18 protein-coding genes are annotated in these 20,033 nt (G+C 66.3%); 13 read left to right on the top strand and 5 right to left on the bottom strand.

All coding sequences use genetic code 11. The features are described 5' to 3' along the window. Window position 1 precedes the first annotated feature (1 nt). The gene (locus EL337_RS19400) at window positions 2–1,213 is read left to right on the top strand and encodes a DUF1214 domain-containing protein (protein WP_048631984.1); all 1,212 of its coding nucleotides are present in this window, start codon (window positions 2–4) and stop codon (window positions 1,211–1,213) included. Window positions 1,214–1,293: 80 nt separating this feature from the next. Here EL337_RS19400 and EL337_RS19395 read toward each other — a convergent pair whose 3' ends face one another. From EL337_RS19395 to EL337_RS19375, 5 genes are all read right to left on the bottom strand, one after another. After that, the gene (locus EL337_RS19395) at window positions 1,294–1,731 is read right to left on the bottom strand and encodes a hypothetical protein (RefSeq protein ID WP_048631985.1); all 438 of its coding nucleotides are present in this window, start codon (window positions 1,729–1,731) and stop codon (window positions 1,294–1,296) included. A gap of 70 nt (window positions 1,732–1,801) precedes the next feature. Next, a complete protein-coding gene (locus EL337_RS19390; protein ID WP_048631986.1) occupies window positions 1,802–3,172 on the bottom strand; it encodes a cytochrome P450 in 1,371 nt (456 codons plus the stop codon). 83 nt (window positions 3,173–3,255) lie between these two features. Beyond that, window positions 3,256–3,450, bottom strand: coding sequence for a ferredoxin (locus EL337_RS19385; RefSeq protein ID WP_048631987.1), 195 nt, complete (start codon window positions 3,448–3,450; stop codon window positions 3,256–3,258). Between the two features lie 11 nt (window positions 3,451–3,461). After that, entirely contained in the window at window positions 3,462–4,322 is an 861-nt protein-coding gene (locus EL337_RS19380; protein ID WP_048631988.1) for a mycofactocin-coupled SDR family oxidoreductase, read from the bottom strand. Window positions 4,323–4,356: 34 nt separating this feature from the next. Further along, on the bottom strand, window positions 4,357–5,058 hold the full coding sequence (locus tag EL337_RS19375) for an SDR family NAD(P)-dependent oxidoreductase (protein ID WP_048631989.1): 702 nt from the start codon (window positions 5,056–5,058) through the stop codon (window positions 4,357–4,359). Window positions 5,059–5,351: 293 nt separating this feature from the next. On the opposite strand from EL337_RS19375, the gene EL337_RS19370 reads away from it, so the two are divergent. Genes EL337_RS19370 through EL337_RS19315 form a run of 12 tightly spaced genes read left to right on the top strand, consistent with a single transcriptional unit; the run spans window position 5,352 to window position 20,024 of the window. Further along, on the top strand, window positions 5,352–6,875 hold the full coding sequence (locus EL337_RS19370) for an aldehyde dehydrogenase family protein (RefSeq protein WP_048632144.1): 1,524 nt from the start codon (window positions 5,352–5,354) through the stop codon (window positions 6,873–6,875). A gap of 60 nt (window positions 6,876–6,935) precedes the next feature. Further along, entirely contained in the window at window positions 6,936–8,144 is a 1,209-nt protein-coding gene (locus EL337_RS19365; protein WP_048631990.1) for a CaiB/BaiF CoA transferase family protein, read from the top strand. Window positions 8,145–8,175: 31 nt separating this feature from the next. Beyond that, a complete protein-coding gene (locus EL337_RS19360) occupies window positions 8,176–9,351 on the top strand; it encodes an OB-fold domain-containing protein (protein WP_048631991.1) in 1,176 nt (391 codons plus the stop codon). Between the two features lie 10 nt (window positions 9,352–9,361). Then, the gene (locus EL337_RS19355; RefSeq protein ID WP_048631992.1) at window positions 9,362–10,525 is read left to right on the top strand and encodes a thiolase C-terminal domain-containing protein; all 1,164 of its coding nucleotides are present in this window, start codon (window positions 9,362–9,364) and stop codon (window positions 10,523–10,525) included. Further along, on the top strand, window positions 10,515–11,324 hold the full coding sequence (locus tag EL337_RS19350) for an MlaE family ABC transporter permease (protein ID WP_048631993.1): 810 nt from the start codon (window positions 10,515–10,517) through the stop codon (window positions 11,322–11,324). The genes EL337_RS19355 and EL337_RS19350 overlap by 11 nt, the downstream gene beginning before the upstream one ends. 8 nt (window positions 11,325–11,332) lie before the next feature. Beyond that, entirely contained in the window at window positions 11,333–12,190 is an 858-nt protein-coding gene (locus EL337_RS19345) for an MlaE family ABC transporter permease (RefSeq protein WP_048631994.1), read from the top strand. A 9-nt stretch (window positions 12,191–12,199) separates the two neighbouring features. Next, window positions 12,200–13,396, top strand: coding sequence for an MCE family protein (locus EL337_RS19340; protein ID WP_109860082.1), 1,197 nt, complete (start codon window positions 12,200–12,202; stop codon window positions 13,394–13,396). Further along, window positions 13,393–14,418, top strand: a complete 1,026-nt coding sequence (locus EL337_RS19335) for an MCE family protein (protein ID WP_048631996.1) — start codon at window positions 13,393–13,395, stop codon at window positions 14,416–14,418. The genes EL337_RS19340 and EL337_RS19335 overlap by 4 nt, the downstream gene beginning before the upstream one ends. Beyond that, complete coding sequence (locus tag EL337_RS19330; RefSeq protein WP_048631997.1) at window positions 14,419–15,522, top strand: MCE family protein; 1,104 nt, start codon at window positions 14,419–14,421, stop codon at window positions 15,520–15,522. After that, the gene (locus EL337_RS19325; protein WP_048631998.1) at window positions 15,506–17,032 is read left to right on the top strand and encodes an MCE family protein; all 1,527 of its coding nucleotides are present in this window, start codon (window positions 15,506–15,508) and stop codon (window positions 17,030–17,032) included. Before EL337_RS19330 ends, EL337_RS19325 begins: the two co-directional genes overlap by 17 nt. Beyond that, window positions 17,029–18,366 (top strand): MCE family protein, encoded by a 1,338-nt coding sequence (locus tag EL337_RS19320; protein ID WP_048631999.1) that lies wholly within the window; start codon window positions 17,029–17,031, stop codon window positions 18,364–18,366. Before EL337_RS19325 ends, EL337_RS19320 begins: the two co-directional genes overlap by 4 nt. Then, entirely contained in the window at window positions 18,366–20,024 is a 1,659-nt protein-coding gene (locus EL337_RS19315; RefSeq protein ID WP_048632000.1) for an MCE family protein, read from the top strand. The genes EL337_RS19320 and EL337_RS19315 overlap by 1 nt, the downstream gene beginning before the upstream one ends. Window positions 20,025–20,033: the final 9 nt, after the last annotated feature.

Here is a 20,033-nt window from a genome sequence, read left to right as displayed (position 1 = left end):
GATGGCGTTCGGAGACGGACCCGACGACGAGGCACTCTATGGCGCGTGGAAGGTGTTCTGCGAGAAGCTCAGCGTCGCGGGCGCGCAGGTGTTCAAGGCCGACAACCCCGCGACGTCGACGCATCGCGTCGACGCCCTGCGATTCCTCACGCAGAACCTGGGCCAGGCGTTCGATCTGGCGCTGGAGACCAGGGACACCCGTTACCCGGCCCTGCACGCATTCTGCGGGCCCACCCGCAAACTGGGCGGTGACTGCGCCGATTTCACCTATCAGCAGGCGTGGATCGACGGCGAATCGACCTACCGGATCATCGGGGAGCGCGGGACGGCGCGGTTCATCAACATCACCGTCCAGGGCCCGCGACCCAGCGGGCCGGGGGTGCTGCACGAGCCCTTCGGTGATGTGCCCGAGGCGAACCTGCTCGGCGGAGCGCTCACGGTGGACCCCGACGGCATGGTCGAGGTGTATGTGGGTGGAGCGCAACGCGGTCCGAACTGGTTACCCACCACGGCAGGCTCGCGCAAGATCTTCATCCGGCAGGGCTTCGACTCCTGGGACGAGCAGCCCGCCCGGCTACGCATCGAGCGGGTGGACATGGCAGCACCCAAACCGCTGCCGACCTCCGACGAGATGCTTGATGCCATCGCGTGGGCCGGCGAGTTCGTCACTGCAGTGATGGATGACTGGCCCGAGTACCCGTTCACCTACGGGGGAGTCGACGCCGAACAGCCGAACACATTCCCGGCGGCCGCGACGGCGGGAGACGATGTGCTGCGTGGTCGTGCCGCGGCGAACATGCACTGGAAGCTGGCCGCCGACGAGGCCCTCGTCGTCGAGTTCGATGCCCACGAGGGGTTGTGGATGCTCACCAATATGGGCGTCTTCTTCAACAGCATGGATTTCCTGTACCGGCCGGTCAGCTACACGCCCAGCCGCACGAGCATCGACTCCGACGGCAAGGTCAGGGTGGTCCTCGCCCACACCGACCCGGGGGTGCAGAACTGGATGGACACCCAGGGCTTTCACCGCGGCAACCTCACCTACCGGCACATGCTCGAGGGCTCTCCCGCGGTATTGCGTGCCGAGGTGGTCAAGCACGACGACCTGACCGCTGTGCTTCCCGCAGACACCGCGACCGTCACTGCCGACGAGCGGACCGCCCAGATGTGGACACGATTCACCGCAGTCCGGCAGCGCTACTCCTTGCTCTGAACCGCGGGGGCGCGGCGAGCGTGCGTGAAATGCGGGATTGGCGCGGCGTGTCGCCTGCAGACACGCACGCTCGCGGAAGGTCAGAGGCGTTGGAGCTTGAACGTCCAGAACTGGCTTCCCGGCGGGCCGTTGGAACAACCGACGTCGAACTTCGAGTCGATGGTCCCGACCAGGGTGACGGCGTCCCACGAGTAGGTCTCCCGGGTCGGCATGTTGTACCCGAAGCACCGCAACCCGTCCGGCACGTCGACGGTGAACGTGTAGCGGCCGTCGACCAGCCAGGCTTTGCTCTCGTAGTACTCGTAGAACTTCAGCCGGGGGCGGGCGGCGACATTGATGCAGTCGGGGGACTTCTCAGGGATGCAGAGACTCACGAACCAGAACCATGAAGCCTGCGTATACCTGTTGGTCCACAGGTCGTAGTTCCCCAGCTGCATGCCGGCATTCGAAGGCGGCGCGAGGAGGGTCGCCGTCGCCATCAGGGCCGCTGACACCGCACCGATCTTGCTGAGCTTCATCGCTCGTCCTCCCAACTTCCGCCGCTACACATCGAACCACCTCCCCGCGAATCACGGGCGAGATCAGCGCCTAGTCGATGACGGCGGCGTCTTTGCGCTCGGTGATGGGCCGGGCCAGCTCCTGCTCGTCGCAGATCCGTTGCAGCTTGTCGAGTGTCTCGTCCAGTCCAGGTCCCTGCGGTGTGCCCGGGGTGAACGTGGCGGGCAGGTTTCGCATGCCCTGGATGACGCCGATGGTGTCGTAGTGCACGGTGCCCTCCGGGTCGCATACATAGTCGGGCATCCGGTCGAGCACCGCGGTGAGCATCGACTTGAACACGGTGCGCGCGACGTTGGAACCGACGCAGCGATGTACACCGATGCCGAAGCTGAAGTGCCGGTTACCTTTACGGTCCATCACGATCTCGTTGGGGTTCTCGAACACCGACGGGTCGCGGTTGGCCATCGCCCACGACAACCACAGCCGCTCGAACTGCTTGAACTGCTGGCCCGCGACCTCGACATCCTCGGCGAAGGTCCGTCCGTCGCCGGGGGCCGGTGTGAAGAAGCGGAGGAACTCCTCGGTGGCGGGGTGCAACAACTTGTCGCGTTCCCGACTGAGCCTGCCTCGCTCCTCGGGGTGCTCGCCGAGCCACTCCAGCGCGTGCGCGGTGAGTGCCGTCGTGGTGTCGAACCCTCCGCCGATGATCAACCCCAGGTTGCCCAGGATCTCCATGTCAGGAGCCGGCTCGCCGTCGATGCGCAACTGCAGCAACGCATTGACCAGCCCGGGCCGGGGGTTCTCGCGGATCTCCATCATGTTGGTGATCAGGTCGATGCCCATGTCCCGGTGCTGCTCGTTGATCTTCTCGCGTTCCGGGGCGTGTTCGGGGGTGTACACCGAGGCGTGAGTGGGCTCGCTGTAGACGTTCCACTTCTTGAGGTCGATGCCCATCATCGCCAGCGTGAACACCGCCGGTACGACGTTGGCGAGGTCTTCGACGAAATCGATGCGGCCCGATTCGATGTGTTCGTCGAGGGCGGCGCGGGTGATCTCGTCGACGAAGGGCTCCCAGCGCTTGATCGCCGCCGGCGAGAGATAGGGATTCAGTGCGCCGCGATAGGCGCTGTGCTCGGGCTCATCCATCTCGAGGATGCCGCCACGAACGACGGTGGCGCGACTGGCTTTCGGGATGGTGATGCCCTTGAACGGCGTCTCACCGCTGATGTCGTGGTGGTTGGACACCGCGGGGCAGCGGGCGAGCTCGAAGACGTGCTTGCTGTCCGCGGCAACCCAGTGCCCGTCGTAGGTGTCCGTCCACGCCAACGGACACTTGCGCTGCATCTCCTCGGTGATCTTCTCGAATTGCAGCCGGTACTCGGGCGTATGCCGGTCGAAGTGGTAGGTGCTGGTGCGGTGGCTGTCGTCGGCGGTGCCGTTCACGACGTCGTCGACACTCAAAGCGCTGTCTCCCTAACTAATCCGATTCCGGTGTCGTTGGTCGCGCTGGGAGCGACCAGCTACACCGAAACCACGAACTGTTGTCATTCCTCGATCGAGATGGCCTGCTCCGGGCAGGACTGCGCAGCCTCGCGAACCGCGTCCTGCTGAGCTGCCGGAACCACTTCGTCCACCGGGGAGGCGGTCCCGTCGATATCGCTGAGCTCGAAGGAATCCGGCGCGATCATCGCGCAGAGCGTGTGCCCCTGGCACCGCTGTGAGTCAACCCGAACCTTCACGGCGTTCCTCCCTAAGCGTGGTAGTCGTACCACTTCAGATAGCCACCCGCGTCCACCCGCAACTGCATTCCGGTGACGTAGCGGGCCTCGTCGGATACCAGCCACAGGATGGCGTTGCTGATGTCCTCCGGCTCGATGAAGTTGACCTTCATCGCCTGCTGCACACCGAAGACGGGTTCGGCGTCGGCCCGCGTCGGGTTCTCCAGATCCGGACGGAAGGACTTGTACATCGGCGGGCTCTGCAGCATGTCGGTATTGCAGTTCGTCGGATGCACGACGTTGGCCCGGATGCCGCGTACCGCCAGCTCGGTGGCCAGATCGTGGACGTATTGGGAGAGCAGCCGTTTGGACGTCATGTAGGCCATGCCGCCCGGATCGCCACCGGGGTTCGGCTTGTTGTGCGCGTCCATCAGCGCGGCGGTGGAGCCGGTGGCCACGATCGACGCGCCCTCCTTGAGGTGGGGCAGTGCAACCTGGATGGCGTTGATGGTGCCGATCAGATTGGTGTTGATCACGTCTGTCCACGCCTGCATCGGCGGGTTGCCCTTCATCCCCGCGATGCCGGCCTGCGCGACCACGATGTCCACGCCGCCGAACTGGGCGATGCCGTCTTCGAGGGCCTTCTTCAGCTGCGCGGCATCGCGGACGTCGGCCTTGGCCGTGACGATGCGCTGGCCGGTCTTCTCGACGAAAGCGGCTGTCTCGTCGAGGTCTTCGGGGGTGGCCATCGGATAGCCGATGGTGTCGACGTTCTCGCACAGATCCACTGCGATGATGTCGGCGCCCTCTTCGGCCAGGCGCACCGCGTGGCTGCGACCCTGTCCGCGTGCCGCCCCGGTGATGAAGGCGACCTTGCCTTGCACACGTCCCATGAATCGTCGTCCTTTCGGTGGATCTGCTGGCTCGCTAGGTGTTCCGGCCGCCGTTGACGCCCAGGATCTGCCCGGTGATGTAACTGGCTTCCTCGGAGATCAGGAAGGCGCATGCGGCGGCGATGTCTTCCGGACGGCCCATGCGGCGCACCGGTGTCTCGTTGATCTGCTTCTGAGTGTCGCCGAGGAAGCCCCGCTGCTCAGCCTTCCGCAGCATCGGGGTATCGATGAATCCGGGCGGGACGGCGTTGACGGTGATTCCGTCGGGGCCGTACTCCAGTGCCAGGGACTTGGTGAGGCCGTTGACCGCCGATTTGGCCGCGACGTAGGGCGACATGAACGGCTGGCCCGAGTGAGTGCTTGACGACGAGATGTTGACGATGCGTCCCCAGCCGGCCTCGATCATGTCGGGCAGCACGGCTTGAGTGCAGTGGAAGACGCCGTTGAGATTGACGTCGATGACCTTCTGCCATTCGTCGAAGCTCAGGTCGATGAACTTCTTGAAGCGATCCAGTCCGGCGGCGTTGACGAGCACCGTCACCGGACCGAGCTCGGTGTGGATCGCGTCCATTGCAGCATCGATCGCCGACCGGTCCGTGACGTCGACGGCGTAGGAGAACTTCTCGTCGCCGGGGTTGAGATCGAGTACCGCGACGCGAATGTCGTCCGCGCGCAGACGCTCCGCCACGGCGGCTCCGATACCCGACGCGCCACCAGTTACTACTGCGTTCTTCACGCGTCGGCTCCAGCCGTGTGCCCAGCCATCAAGAATCGTCCTTCCGATTATGAGAACCGTACTCTCGCATTATGCAGGATCGCAAGACATGAGTGCCGTGCCATTCGCACTGGTGAGACGTTTGACCGTGGATTGTCGCATCGTTTCCCGCAGGCAGCGGGCGTTCTTGGCATTCTCTTGAGTTCTCATCTCACGAATGTATGATTCGCCGGGGATGAGAATGCAGTTTCCATCACATAAGCCCAAATCAAGCCCACATCGAGCCGCCAGGACGCGGCCATCCGAGGAGGATGATGCAGGAAACAGCCACGATCTCGGGTGACCGCAGCGGCGTCGTGGGGGCCGACATCTCAGTGGGGGGCGTGAGCGGGCGTCTGCTGATCGGTGGGCGGCTGCTCGATGCTGAGCGGACGTTCCCGTCGCTCAATCCGGCGACCGGTGAGGTGATCGGGCACGCGCCGGATGCGACCGTCGCCGACGCCGAGGCGGCCGTGGCCGCGGCGCGACACGCATTCGACTCGGGGGAGTGGTCCACCGACGTCGAGCTGAGAGTCCGTTGCCTCGAACAGCTTCATCAGGTGTTGGTCGAGCACCGCGACGAGCTCGCGGCTCTGACGATCGCCGAGGTCGGCGCCACCCCGGCGCTGTGCCAGGGCGCGCAACTGGACCAGCCGATCGAGATCGTGCGGTACTACGCCGAGCTGGCGAAGACCTACCCGCTGACCGAGGATCTCGGCAACATCGAAAGCCGCGGAATGCAGCACCACCGCTGGGTGGAGAAAGAACCCGCAGGCGTGGTGGCAGCGATCATCGCCTACAACTATCCCAATCAGCTGGCGCTGGCCAAGCTGGCTCCGGCGCTGGCCGCCGGGTGCACCGTGGTGCTCAAGTCCGCACCGGACACCCCGCTGATCACGCTGGCGCTCGGCGAGCTGATCGCCAACCACACCGACATCCCGGCGGGGGTCGTCAACGTCCTCTCCGGTGCGGACCCGGCCGTCGGCGCCGCACTGACCACGAGTCCCGACGTCGACATGGTCACCTTCACCGGATCCACACCGACTGGCCGCGCGATCATGGCTGCCGCCAGCCAGACACTGAAGAAGGTGTTCCTCGAACTGGGTGGCAAGTCGGCCGCGATCGTCCTCGACGACGCCGACTTCGGCACCGCCGCACTGTTTTCGGCGTTCAGCATGGTCACCCACGCCGGTCAGGGTTGCGCACTGACGTCGCGGCTCCTCGTGCCCAAGAAGCACAAGGACGAGATCGTCGAGCTGGTCAAGACCAACTTCGGGTTGGTGAGGTACGGCGATCCGACCGCGCAGGGCACCTACATGGGGCCGTTGATCAGTGCCAGGCAGCGCGACAAGGTCGACGGCTTGGTCCAGCGTGCCGTCGAGGCGGGCGCCACCCTGGTGACGGGCGGCGAGAAGGTGGACCCGGGGTTCTTCTACACCCCGACCCTGTTGGCCGATGTCGATCCCGGCAGTGAGATCGCCCAGGAAGAGGTCTTCGGCCCCGTGTTGGTGGTGATCGCCTACGAGGATGACGACGACGCGGTCCGTATCGCGAACGACTCCATCTACGGGCTCTCGGGAGCGGTGTTCGGCAGCGAGGAGCGGGCGCTGTCCGTAGCCCGCCGGATCAGGACGGGCACGTTCTCGATCAACGGCGGCAACTACTTCAGCCCCGACAGCCCGTTCGGTGGTTTCAAGCAGTCGGGCATCGGCCGCGAGATGGGCCGGGCCGGGCTGGAGGAGTTCCTGGAGAGCAAGACGTTCGCTGTCGTCGTCCCGGAGACGACGGCCGGCGGATGAGCGCTCGCGCGAAGAGGAGACAGCAGCGATGAGCGCTCGCGCGAAGAGGAGAAAGCAGCGATGAGCAAGCCACTGGACGGAATCAAGATCCTCGAGGTCGCGATGTACGGCTTCGTCCCGTCGGCAGGCGCCGTCCTCGCGGAATGGGGTGCCGACGTGATCAAGGTGGAGCACGCCGTCACCGGTGATCCGCAACGCGGCCTCCGCCAGACCGGGCTGCTCCGCGTCGAAGGTGACCCCAACCCGAACATCGAGCACGCCAACCGACTCAAGCGAAGCATCGGGCTGGACATGTCCGTGCCGGAGGGGCGCGACATCCTGCTCGAGCTCGCCCGCCGGTCCGACGTTTTTCTCACCAGCTTCCTGCCCGGTCACCGGCAGAAGTTCGGCATCGATGTCGACGACATTCGCGCCGTCAATCCCGGGATCGTCTACGCGCGAGGCAGTGCACTGGGCCCGCGTGGCGCGGAGTCGGTCAAGGGCGGCTACGACATGACCGCGTTCTGGTGCCGTGCGGGCACCGCGGCGACGATCACCCCACCGGGCACGCCCGGCATGGTCGGTCCGCCCGGGCCGGCCTACGGCGACACCATCTCGGGTACGAACCTGGCGGGCGGCATCGCTGCCGCGCTGCTGAAGCGGGAGCGCACCGGCGAGCCGTCGGTGGTCGACGTCTCGCTGCTGGGCAGCGGACTGTGGTCGCTGGGGCACACGGTGGCCCTGACCACCCACCTCGGGCAGCGCATGGAAGCGTTCCCGCCCGGCGTGCACGGCTCACCGATCAACCCGCTCGTCGGGCTCTATGCCACCGCCGACGACCGCTACATCTCCTTCGTGATGATGCAGCCCACCAAGTTCTGGGCCGACGTGTGCGCGCACATGGATCTCGACGAGCTGGCCGACGACCCCCGGTTCGCGACCGCCGAGTCGATCGCCGAGAACACCGCGGTGGCCGCCGAGATCCTGGCCGACGCGATGGCCAAGCGTCCCCTCACGGAGTGGAGCGAACGCTTCGCAACCCTGGCCGGGCCGTGGGCGCCGGTGCAGGACACCCTGCAGGCGGCCGAGGACGCGCAGATCCGCGCCAACGAATACCTGGTTCAGGCAGGAGAATTGGAGTTGGTCGCCAACCCGGTGCAGTTCGACGTCGCCGCACCGGAATCGGGTCCCGCGCCCGGCTTCGCCGAGCAGACCGACGACATCCTGGCCGAACTCGGGCTGGATTGGGATCGGATCATCGAGCTCAAGACCGTCGGCGCCGTCACCTGATCCCGTCGTCCACATACCTGGAGATTTGTCTATGCCTTCCGTCGCGTCCGTCGGCACTTACCTGCCGTGTTGGGGTACGCCCCTGCACCGGGTCGCCGGCGACGACGAAGACGCCGTGACGATGGCCGTGGAGGCCGGCCGGGCTGCGTTAACTGCCGGTGGCGCGGTCGAGCGGGTGGTGCTCGTCAGCCGTGATCTGCCGCTGCTGGAAAGCAGCAACGCGGCGGTCCTGCTCGCCGGGCTCGGACTGGATCCCGAGCTGGAGGTCGACGAGCGCCTCGGCGGCGCACCCGCCACCATCGACGCCGTCAGCTCGGCACGTCCCCGCACCTTGATCATCGGGGCGGACCTGTCACCGGCGGGGGCCGCCGCGATCCTGACGGCCGAGCGCGGACTGCAGGTACGGACCGCCGCGCGGGTCGCTCGCAGTCTGCCGGTGCGCACCCGCAACGCCACCGGCGACGTGCACGACTACGGGGATCCCCGGTTGTTGCACGAGCGGGGCCTGGTCGCCTCGCTCGCCGCGGCATGGCTGGACACCCCGGTGGCCGTCGCGGGCGTCGATCACGCGCGGGCCACCGAACTGTGCACCGGAGAGCCGCCTGCGTTGCCGACCATGGGGGCCAGCGCAAGCCTGTTCGCCTTGGCGGGCCTGGCCGAGCGGGGCACCACGGGACCGCTGGTGGCGGTCGAGCAGGCCATCCTGTCGGGCATCAGTGTCAGCGGCGGCTCAGCGCCGACCTACCGCAGGGAGGCGCCGCCCCGCCCGATGCCCGACGGGGTCACCGGCTCCGACGCCGACATCCCGATCTCCCTGGCCGCTTACGAGCGCGCCTTCGAGGCGAAGGTCCGATGGGAGGCAGGGCAATTCGCCGACTCCGACGACCTGGACTTCCCGCCGCGGTACCGGGTCGGCGCCGATGGTGCGCTGGCCACCGATTACGAACTGGTTCCACTGCCGCGCACCGGCACGGTCTACACCGAGACCACGGTGCACATCCCGGTCCCCGGCCTGCGGACGCCGTACTCGCTGGTGATCGTCGAACTCGACGGAGTAGGTGTGCGCGCACTGGTCAAGGTGACCGGCGCGGCGCCGGGAACGGTCGACATCGGCCACCGCGGACGGTTGGCGCTCCGGCGGGTGGCCGTACGGTCGGGTGTACCGGACTACGGCTACGCGTTCGAGCCGGACGGGGCGGCAGCATGAGGACCCGGTCATGAGGAACGTCGCCATCGTCGGTGCCGGCATGACGGCGTTCGCCGAGCACTTCGCCCTCGGCATCAAAGACCTGCTGCCGATGGCGTTCTCGGAGTGCGCGGGCACCGTCGACAAAGGATTGGACAAGTCGGATCTGCAGGCCGCCTGGTTCGGCGCGATGGGCACCGCCGACGGCTTCCCGTCCGGGATCCTCGCCGACTCCCTCGGCCTGCCCGACCTTCCTGTCACCCGGGTCGAGAATTCCTGTGCGACCGGACATGACGCGATCCGCAATGCGCTCTTCGGCGTCGCGTCGGGGGCGATCGACGTGGCACTCGTGGTGGGCGCGGACAAGCTCCGCGACACCACATCTGCCGACATGCTCTGGGAATGGGAGGCCATGGCACGCGACATGGCCTGGGATTACCCGCTCGGCCTGGTGGCGCCCGCAGGATTTGCCTTACATGTTCGTCGATATCTCCACGAATCTCCGGCAACTGAAGAACACTTAGCCATGGTGGCCGTCAAGAACCACCGACATGGCGTCAACAACCCGAAGGCGCGGCTGCGCTTTGAGATCACGATGGAGCAGGCACTGAACGCACCAACGGTGGTGACCCCGTTCCGGCTATATGACTGCGCGCCGCAGAGTGACGGTGCCGCAGCGCTCGTGATCGCCGCGGAGGACGTGGTTGATCGGTTCACCGACCGGCCGGTTTGGATTCGCGGGGTGGGGCTGGGGCTCGATTCGGTGATGCATCAGCACAAGGCTGATCTGACCGCGTTCCCGGCCAGCACCAAGGCCGCCAAACAGGCTTTCGCAATGGCGGGATTGTCTCCCAGGGACGTCGACGTCGCCGAGGTGCACGACTTCCTCACCGGCATCGAGTTGATGAGCTATGAGGACCTAGGCTTCGCCGAGAGGATGGGCGGCTACAAGCTTCTTGAGGCAGACATGACCAGCGTCGGCGGCTCTCTCCCGGTCAATCCCAGCGGTGGGCTCAAGACCAAGGGCCACCCGCCCGGCGCCACCGGCGTCGCGCAGTGCGTCGAGCTGTTCGCACAACTCCGTGGCGAGGCGGTCAACCAGGTCGACGGCGCTCGAATCGCGCTGGCCCACAACATCGGCGGTCCGACCGCCGTGTCCGCTGTGACGATCTTGGAGGGCCCCAGTGGCAGCTAAGGGGCCGGAGCGGTGGTCGACGGGTATCGCGTTGCCCAACGGTTTCTCGGGTGCGATGGCGGCTGTCGGCGGCTTCTTCTCGATGGCGCTGGACGCGGTGCGGTTCGTGTTCGTGCGTCCGTTCCAGTGGCGAGAGTTCCTGGAGCAGTGCTGGTTCGTGGCGAGGGTGTCGATGGCGCCCACGCTGTTGGTGGCGATCCCGTTCACGGTGCTCGTGTCGTTCACACTGAACATCCTGCTGCGCGAGCTGGGAGCGGCGGATCTGTCCGGGGCCGGCGCGGCCTTCGGTGCGGTGACCCAGGTCGGGCCGCTGGTCACGGTGCTCATCGTGGCAGGCGCCGGCGCCACGGCCATGTGCGCCGACCTGGGGTCGCGCACCATCCGTGAAGAGATCGACGCGATGGAGGTGCTGGGCATCAATCCGGTGCAGCGCCTGGTGACACCGCGGATGCTGGCGGCGGGCCTGGTGGCGCTGCTGCTCAACAGCCTGGTGGTCATCATCGGGATCCTGGGCGGGTACTTCTTCTCGGTCTTCGTCCAGGACGTCAACCCCGGCGCGTTCGCCGCGGGCATCACGTTGTTGACCGGTGTGCCCGAGGTGATCATCTCGTGCGTGAAGGCGGCGCTGTTCGGGTTGATCGCCGGGTTGGTGGCCTGTTATCGCGGGCTGACGATCACCGGCGGTGGCGCCAAGGCGGTCGGTAACGCGGTCAACGAGACGGTGGTGTACGCGTTCATGGCGCTGTTCGTCATCAACGTGGTCGTCACGGCCATCGGTATCCGGATGACGACGGGCTAGGGGCGGGCATGGGTACCTCCACGGTGTTGCGGTCGCGGTTCCCGCGGCTGGTCGGCTATGCGGGCCGCCCGGTGGCGCTGCTGTCGCGCATCGGTGATCACACGTTGTTCTACGGCCGCGCGATCGCGGGTGTGCCGCACGCGGCGGTGCATTTCCGCAAGGAGATCATTCGTCTGATCGCCGAGATTTCCATGGGTGCAGGGACGTTGGCGATGATCGGCGGCACCGTCGTGATCGTCGGGTTCCTGACGCTGGCAGCCGGCGGCACCTTGGCGATTCAGGGGTACAGCTCGCTGGGCAACATCGGCATCGAGGCGCTGACCGGGTTCCTTGCCGCGTTCATCAACGTGCGCATCGCCGCACCGGTGGTCGCCGGTATCGGGTTGGCCGCGACGTTCGGTGCCGGCGTGACCGCGCAGCTGGGGGCGATGCGGATCAACGAGGAGATCGACGCGCTCGAATCGATGGGCATCCGACCGGTGGAGTACCTGGTGTCCACGCGCATCGTGGCGGGCATGGTCGCGATCACCCCGCTGTACTCGATCGCGGTGATCCTGTCGTTCGTGGCGTCGCAGTTCACCACCGTGGTGTTGTTCGGCCAGTCCGGCGGGCTCTACGACCACTACTTCGACACGTTCCTCAACCCGATCGACCTGCTGTGGTCGTTCCTGCAGGCAGTGTTGATGGCGATCGCGATCCTGTTGGTACACACCTATTTCGGTTACTTCGCCTCGGGCGGGCCCTCCGGTGTGGGCGCCGCGGTGGGCAACGCCGTGCGCACCTCACTGGTGGTGGTGGTCTCGGTGACGCTTCTGGTGTCGCTGTCGATCTACGGCTCCAACGGCAACTTCAACCTGTCGGGCTAGGGAGACGAGTTGAGTAAAAGCGGATTGGTCCGGCCACTGGCCGGCCTCGGCCTGGTCGCCGCGCTGCTGGTGATCTTCGCCGTCTCTGTCGGGCTCTTCGCGGGCACCTTCACCGAAACCGTTCCCGTCACCGTCATCTCCGAGCGGGCCGGGTTGGTGATGAACCCCGACGCCAAGGTGAAGATGCGCGGCGTCCAGGTCGGTACCGTCAAGTCCATCCAGTACCGGCCCGACGGCAAGGCCGAGCTGCAGTTGGACATGGACCCGTCGCAGCTGCACCTGATCCCCTCGAACGTCAACGTCGACATCGCCTCCTCGACGGTGTTCGGCGCCAAGTTCGTTCAACTCGAAGCGCCCCCGAATCCGTCCGGCGAGTTGCAGAAGGGACAGGTCCTGTCGGGCGAGCACATCACCGTCGAGATCAACACCGTCTTCCAGCAACTCGTCAACGTGCTCGATGCCGTCGACCCGACCAAGCTCAACGAAACCCTCGGCGCCATCTCCCAGGCGTTCAACGGCCGCGGTGAGAAGTTCGGCCAGACGCTGTCCGACTTCAACGCCCTGCTGGGCAAGCTGGAACCGAGCCTGCCGAACCTGGCGCACGATATCGAGGCCGCCGTACCGACGCTCAACGCCTACGCGGATGCCAGTCCCGATCTGATGGGGATCATCGGAAACACGACGACGCTGAGCAACTCCATCGTCGACGAGCAGGACAACCTCGACGAATTCCTGGTCAGCTCCATCGGTCTGGCAGACCTCGGCAACGAGGTCGTCGGTGGCAACCGCCAGGCCCTGACCTCCTCGCTGGACCTGCTCGTGCCCACCACCGATCTGCTCTACGCCTACCGCAAATCACTGTGGTGCGGCATCGGCGGGCTGGTCCCGTTCGCGAAGTCGCCGCCGCAGTTCTCCGGCATCTTCGTCTCGTCCGGTCTGACCTTGGGCGTGGAGCGCTACCGCTACCCGCGTGATCTGCCGAAGGTCGCAGCATCCAGCGGCGGCCGGGATTACTGCGCGGAGCTGGGTCTGCCGGAGATGCCCGCAGAGTTCGTCCCGCCGCTGATCGTCGGGGACGTCGGGGCCAACCCGGCACAGTACGGAAACTCCGGAATCCTGCTGAACTCCGAGGGATTGAAGAACTGGCTGTTCGGACCGTTGGACGGGCCGCCGCGCAACACCGCCCAGATCGGAATGCCCGGATGACCCGCTCAACCGCGACGCTGATCAAGTTCACCGCGTTCGGCCTCGTCATGGCAGTGCTGACCGCGTTCCTCTTCTTGGTCTTCAGCGACACCAGAACCGGTGCGGCTAACCAATATTCGGCCGTGTTCAAAGATGCTTCGCGGCTGAAGGCCGGCGACACCGTGCGCATCGCCGGCATCCGGGTCGGCAGCGTGCAGAACGTGGAACTGCAGGCCGACCGATCGGTTCTGGTCACGTTCGACGCCGACCGCAACACCGTGCTGACCACCGGGACGAATGCCGCGATCCGATATCTCAACCTCGTCGGGGATCGTTACCTCGAGCTCGTCGACACCCCGGACTCGACGCAGATCGTGCCCGCCGGCGGCCAGATTCCCGTGGATCGCACCGCTCCCGCACTCGACCTCGACGTCCTGCTCGGTGGCCTCAAACCCGTCATCCAGGGGTTGAATCCGGAGGATGTCAACGGCCTCACGTCCTCGCTCGTCCAGATCCTGCAGGGCCAGGGCGGAACCCTGGATTCCCTGTTCGCGAAGACGTCGTCGTTCAGCAACTCGCTGGCCGACAACAATCAGGTCATCGAAGAACTGATCACCGACCTGAGGACGGTGCTGGACACCCTCGCCGAGGACGGCGACGAATTCTCCGGGGCCATCGACAAACTCGAGCAACTGGTCAAAGGGCTGGCGGCCGACCGCGACCCCATCGGCACGGCCATCGAGTCACTGGACACCGGCACCGCCTCGATCGCCGATCTGCTCAGCCGTGGCCGGGCGCCGCTGGCCAACACGGTCGATGAGATGAATCGTCTTGCGCCGCTGGTCAACAACGATCTCGACCGCCTCGATGCGACGCTCCAACGTCTGCCCGAGATCTACCGAAAACTCGCCCGAGTCGGTTCGTACGGCGCCTGGTTCCCGTACTACATCTGCGGTATCAGCTTCCGCGCCAGTGACCTCGAAGGGCGCACTGTGGTCTTCCCCTGGATAAAACAAGAAGAGGGAAGGTGCGTGGACGAGTAGATGCTCAAGTATCGCGGATCTCAGCTCGTCAGGGCCGGCTTCATCGGCGTCGTCCTGATCATCCTGGTCATCGCCGTCGGGCTGCAGCCCGAACGCCTGTTGTCGTGGGCCACCGCCGTGCGCTACCAGGCCCTGTTCACCGAGGCCGGTGGCCTCACCGTGGGCAACGACGTCACCGTGTCCGGGATCAAAGTCGGTTCGGTGTCGTCGATCACGCTCGACAACGGCGACGCGCTCGTCGGCTTCACGATCGACGGCAAGTACGCGCTCGGCTCGGACACCACCGCGCATATCCGCACCGGAACGCTCCTCGGCGAACGGGTGCTCGCCCTCGACTCCGATGGCAGCGGGACGTTGGACCCCCAGCAGGTCATCCCCGCCACCCGCACGTCGTCGCCGTACTCGCTGACGGATGCGGTGAGTGAGTTGACGGCGAACACCAGGGACACCGACACCGCCTCGCTCAACCAGTCGTTGGACACCCTGTCTCAGACGCTCGATCAGATTGCGCCACAGCTGGGCCCGACGTTCGACGGGCTGTCCCGGCTGTCGCAGTCGCTCAACAGCCGCAACGAAAGCCTGGCCGAGCTCCTGCGGACCGCGGGCGACGTGACGGGTATCTTCTCCGAGCGCAGCAGGCAGGTCAACGCGTTGATCCTCAACTCGAACGACCTCCTCGCAGTGCTCAACGAGCGCAAGTACTCGATCACCAGCCTGCTCGCCAACATCTCGGCGGTCTCCAAGCAGCTGTCGGGGGTCGTCGCCGACAACGAGGCCGAACTCGCCCCGGCGCTGGAGCGGCTGAACAACGTCACGAGGATGTTGGAGAAGAACCGGGACAATCTCGCCAAGATGTTGCCCGGTGCGGCCAAGTACTACCTGACCCAGGGCGAGATCGTCTCCAACGGTGCGTATTACAACGCGCTGATCCCCAACATCCAACCGGCCCAGCTGCTGCAACCGTTCCTCGACTACGCGTTCGGATTCCGCAACGGCGTCGACATCGGCCAGCCGCCGGACAACGCAGGCCCGCGTGCGCAGCTCCCGTTCCCCGTCAACAGCCTTCCGCAGCCTGGAGATCTCCCCAATGATGGCAACCCGTAAACGGTTGGTGGCCGGGACGGCGATCCTGCTGGCCATCTTGCTGATCGCCGGCGCGGCCTTCCTCGTCCGGCAGGTGTTCTTCGGGCCCAAGACGATCACGGCCTACTTCCCGACGGCGACGGCCATCTATCCCGGCGACGAGGTCCGGGTGTCCGGGGTCAAGGTCGGCACGATCGACAAGATCGAGCCCGCAGGCACCCAGACTCGGATGACGCTCAAGGTCGACAGGGGAGTTCCCATTCCCCTCGACGCCAAGGCGGTGATCGTCGCGCAGAATCTCGTTGCGGCGCGCTACGTTCAGCTCACCCCGGCCTATCGCTCGGGTGGCGGGGCCACCATGGGCGACGGCGGCGTGATTCCGGAAGAGAACACCGCCGTGCCGGTCGAATGGGACGAAGTGAAGACCCAGCTGATGCGGCTGTCGGAGGAACTGGGTCCGCAGGCGGGCGTGTCGGGCACCTCGATCTCCCGGTTCGTCGACAGTGCGGCGAACGCGATGGAGGGCAACGGCGAGAAGCTGCGCGAAACTCTGCGCCAACTCTCCGGCGTGGCAAGGATTTTCGCCGAGGGCAGCGGCAACATCGTCGACATCATCAAGAACCTGCAGATTTTCGTCTCGGCGCTGCGCGACAGCAAGCAGCAGATCGTGCTGTTCCAGAACCGGCTGGCCAGCCTGACCAGCGTGGTAAATGACAGCAGGTCCGACCTCGATGCCGCCCTGACCGATCTGACCTTCGCCATCGGCGAGGTTCAGCGTTTCGTGGCGGGCAGCAGAGACCAGACCGCCGAACAGATCCGGAGCCTGGGTCAGGTCACCCAGGTCCTGGTCGACAATCGGCTTGCGCTGGAGAACGTTCTGCACATCACGCCGAACGCGATCGCCAACTTCGAGAACATCTACTACCCGAACGGCGGATCGGTCACCGGTGCGTTCTCGGTGTCGAACTTCTCGAATCCCGTCTGGTTCGTCTGCGGTCTCATCGGCGGCGTAGCGAACACCACCGCGCCCGAGACTGCCAAGCTCTGTGCCCAGTACCTCGGGCCCGCGCTGCGCTCGATCCCCATCCACAACCTTCCGTTCCCGGTCAACCCCTACCTGCGTCCGGCAGTCAGCCCGGACCGGATCATCTACACCGACCCGAAGCTGGCACCGGGCGGTGCGGGGCCGGGTGACCCGCCGGAGACCCCGCCGACAGTCTCGGCGTACGTCGGTTCGGGCGATGTCCCGCCGCCTCCGGGCTGGCAGGCACCGCCAGGACCGCCGGGGATCTATCAGCCGGACCCGGACGCGCCTGCCACGCCGTCGCCGGCGCTGTTCCCGGGTGCGCCGATCCCGGGACCGCCCAACATCTTGTCGAACATCCCGGCGCAACCGCAGCCGCAGTCTGTCGACGGACTGCTGTTGCCCCCTCAGGGTCCTGCTGGGCCGCCGACGGGGACTCCTGGCGGCCCGCCGCCGTCGGCGCCCAACGCGCCGCTGCTGCCCGCTGAAGGGATGCCGCCATCATGATCCGCGGAGTCAAGCAGTTGACCGTCGTCGGCTGCACTGTGGCGGTGTCGCTCAGCGGCTGCGCTTTCCAGGGGGTGAACTCCCTGCCACTGCCCGGTGCGGTGGGGCGCGGACCGGACGCTGTCAGCTATCACGTCCAGGTGCCGAATGTGGCCACCCTGGAATCGAACTCGCCGGTCATGATCGACGACGTCATCGTCGGCAGCGTCGGCAAGATGACGGTGCAGAACTGGCACGCCGACGTGGAGATCTCGGTCAAACCCGACGTGGTGGTTCCTGCGAACGCGGTGGCCACCGTCGGCCAGACCAGCTTGCTCGGATCGATGCACCTGGCCCTGGATCCTCCGCTCGGCGAATCCCCGCAGGGCCGGATGCAGCCGGGTGCCACGCTCCCGCTGAACTCGGCGTCGACCTATCCGACCACCGAACAAACCCTGTCGTCACTGTCCACGGTGGCCAACGGGGGAGGGCTCGGTCAGATCGGCGACATCATCCACAACATGAACACCGCGTTCTCCGGACGCGAGACCGAAGTTCGGGAACTCCTCACCAGACTCGACGACTTCGTCGGAGTCCTTGCGGAGCAACGGGAGAACATCATCGCGTCGATGGTGCAGCTGCGGCGGGTCGCCGGGACGTTCGCCGGTCAACGCGATGTGATCGACCGTGCCCTCAAAGAGATTCCGCCGGCGATCGACGTGTTGATCCAGGAACGGCCCCAGTTCACCACCGCGCTGGAAAAGCTCGGCCAGTTCAGCGACACCGCAACGGGTCTGGTGAACGATGCAGGCGACGATCTGGTCAAGAACCTGGAGAACCTGGGCCCGATCCTCGGGGCGCTCGCCGACGTCGGCCCGGACCTCAACCTGGCCCTGCTGTGGGCCAGCGCGTTCCCGTACGGTCCGACGTTCGCCGACCGCATCACCCGCGGCGACTACATCAATCTGTACGCGATCTTCGACCTCACCTATCCCCGGTTGAAGAAGACACTGCTGCTCGGTACACGGTGGGGTGACGAGAACGCCAAACTGATTCCTGCACCCGGGGATCCGTACTACCTGAACTACTCGTACAACCCGATGGCGATCGGTGTCGCCCCGCCTCCGGCCGAGGCCATCCCGGCTCCGCCGGAAGGTGCACCGCCACTTCCGGCGGCCCAGCCGCTGCTGCCCGTGGTGCCGCAACCGCCCGCGGCGCCGTGGCTGCCGCAGTCGCAGCCGATCACCGGTGACCAGATCTTCGCCGGTCCCTACGGCGCGCCGGCACCGGCGCCGGTACCCCCCGCTGCACCGGCCGCCGCGCCCGCCGTGCCGACACCTGGAGGAGGTGGCTGATGCTCACCCGCTTCGTCCGAAACCAGTTGATCATCTTCACGATCGCGTCGATCGTCGGTGTGGCGGTGATGCTCTTCGCCTACATGCAGGTGCCCACCCTGCTCGGTGTGGGCCGACTGGCCGTCACGCTGGAACTGCCGGAGTCCGGCGGGCTCTACCGGTTCAGCAACGTGACGTACCGCGGGGTCCAGGTCGGTAAAGTCACCAGTGTCGCGCTGACCGAGAACGGCGCGGAAGCGACCCTGTCGCTGGAGACCTCGCCGAAGATCCCCGCGGACCTGCGAGCTGAGGTGCTCAGCGTCTCAGCCGTCGGAGAGCAATACGTCGATCTGCGGCCCAACACCGACGACGGCCCCTACCTGGAGGACGGGGCGCGGATCCCGGTGGCCAACACCACCGTTCCTCAGCAGGTCGGGCCGATGCTGGATCAGATGAGTGCATTGGTGGGGAGCCTGCCCAAGGACAGGATTCCCGACCTCCTCGACGAGACGTTCACGGCGTTCAACGGAGCAGGTCCCGATTTCGGGTCGCTGCTCGACTCGGCGTCGACGATCACCAACGACGTCAACGGCGTATCCGACCAGATGCGGTCACTCATCGACGACAGCGGGCCGCTGTTGGACTCACAGGCCGAAACCACCGACGCGATCAAGACGTGGGCGCGCAGCCTCAACGGGGTCACGGCGCAGGTGGCGCAGAACGACCCGCAAGTCCGCGCACTCCTGGAACGCGGTCCCGGCTTCGCACAAGAGGTCAGCGGACTGCTGAACCAGCTCAAGCCCACACTGCCCATCCTGTTGGCGAATCTCACCACGGTGGGGCAGACGCTGCTCACCTACAACCCGGCCCTCGAGCAACTCCTCGTGCTGTTCCCCGGCATCATCGCCGCCCAGCAGTCCTTCGGCCTGCCACAGAACAGTCCGACCGGCCTGCCGATGGGCGACTTCGCGTTGACCATCAGCGATCCGAACCCGTGCACGGTCGGCTTCCTGCCGTCGACGCAGTGGCGCTCGCCCGAGGACGAGACGACGCTGGACACCCCGGACGGGCTGTACTGCAAACTGCCGCAGGATTCTCCGATGAACGTGCGGGGCGCCCGCAACTATCCCTGCATCGAGCACCCCGGTAAGCGGGCCCCGACCGTCGAACTCTGCAACGATCCACGGGGATTCGTCCCGACAGCGATGCGCAACCACATCACCGGTCCGTATCCGTTCGATCCGAACCTGGTGTCCCAGGGTGTGCCCATCGATGCGACCGTCGAAGGTCCGGACCGGATCTACCTGCCGCCTGAGGGGACGCCGTTGCCGCCGGGTGCGGTGCGGGCGGGCACACCGCCGGTGTCTGAGCCGGGTACGCCACCGTTCCCGGTGGGCGCACCGGCGCCGATGGTGCCCGGCGCGCCCGCGCCGGCCCAGCCACCGATCCTGCCGCCCGCGCCGCTGCCACCCGGCCAGGGCCCACTGATGCCGGGCCAGGCGGTGCCCGTCGCGCCAAGTGCATTCGACGGCAACGAATCTGGGGGACCGTCGGTCGCGACAGCTCAGTACGACCCACAGACAGGGCAGTACGTGGCGCCGGACGGTGCGCTGCACCAGGTCACCAACGTGGCGGCCGGCTCAGCTCCGACATCGTGGAAGGATCTGCTGCCGATGTGATCGGCCCGC

It is taken from the genome of Mycolicibacterium aurum, assembly GCF_900637195.1.
In the GTDB taxonomy this organism is placed as follows: Bacteria; Actinomycetota; Actinomycetes; order Mycobacteriales; family Mycobacteriaceae; genus Mycobacterium; species Mycobacterium aurum.
Note: the sequence above shows the minus strand (reverse complement) of the source record. Positions and strands in the feature narration are given on the sequence as shown.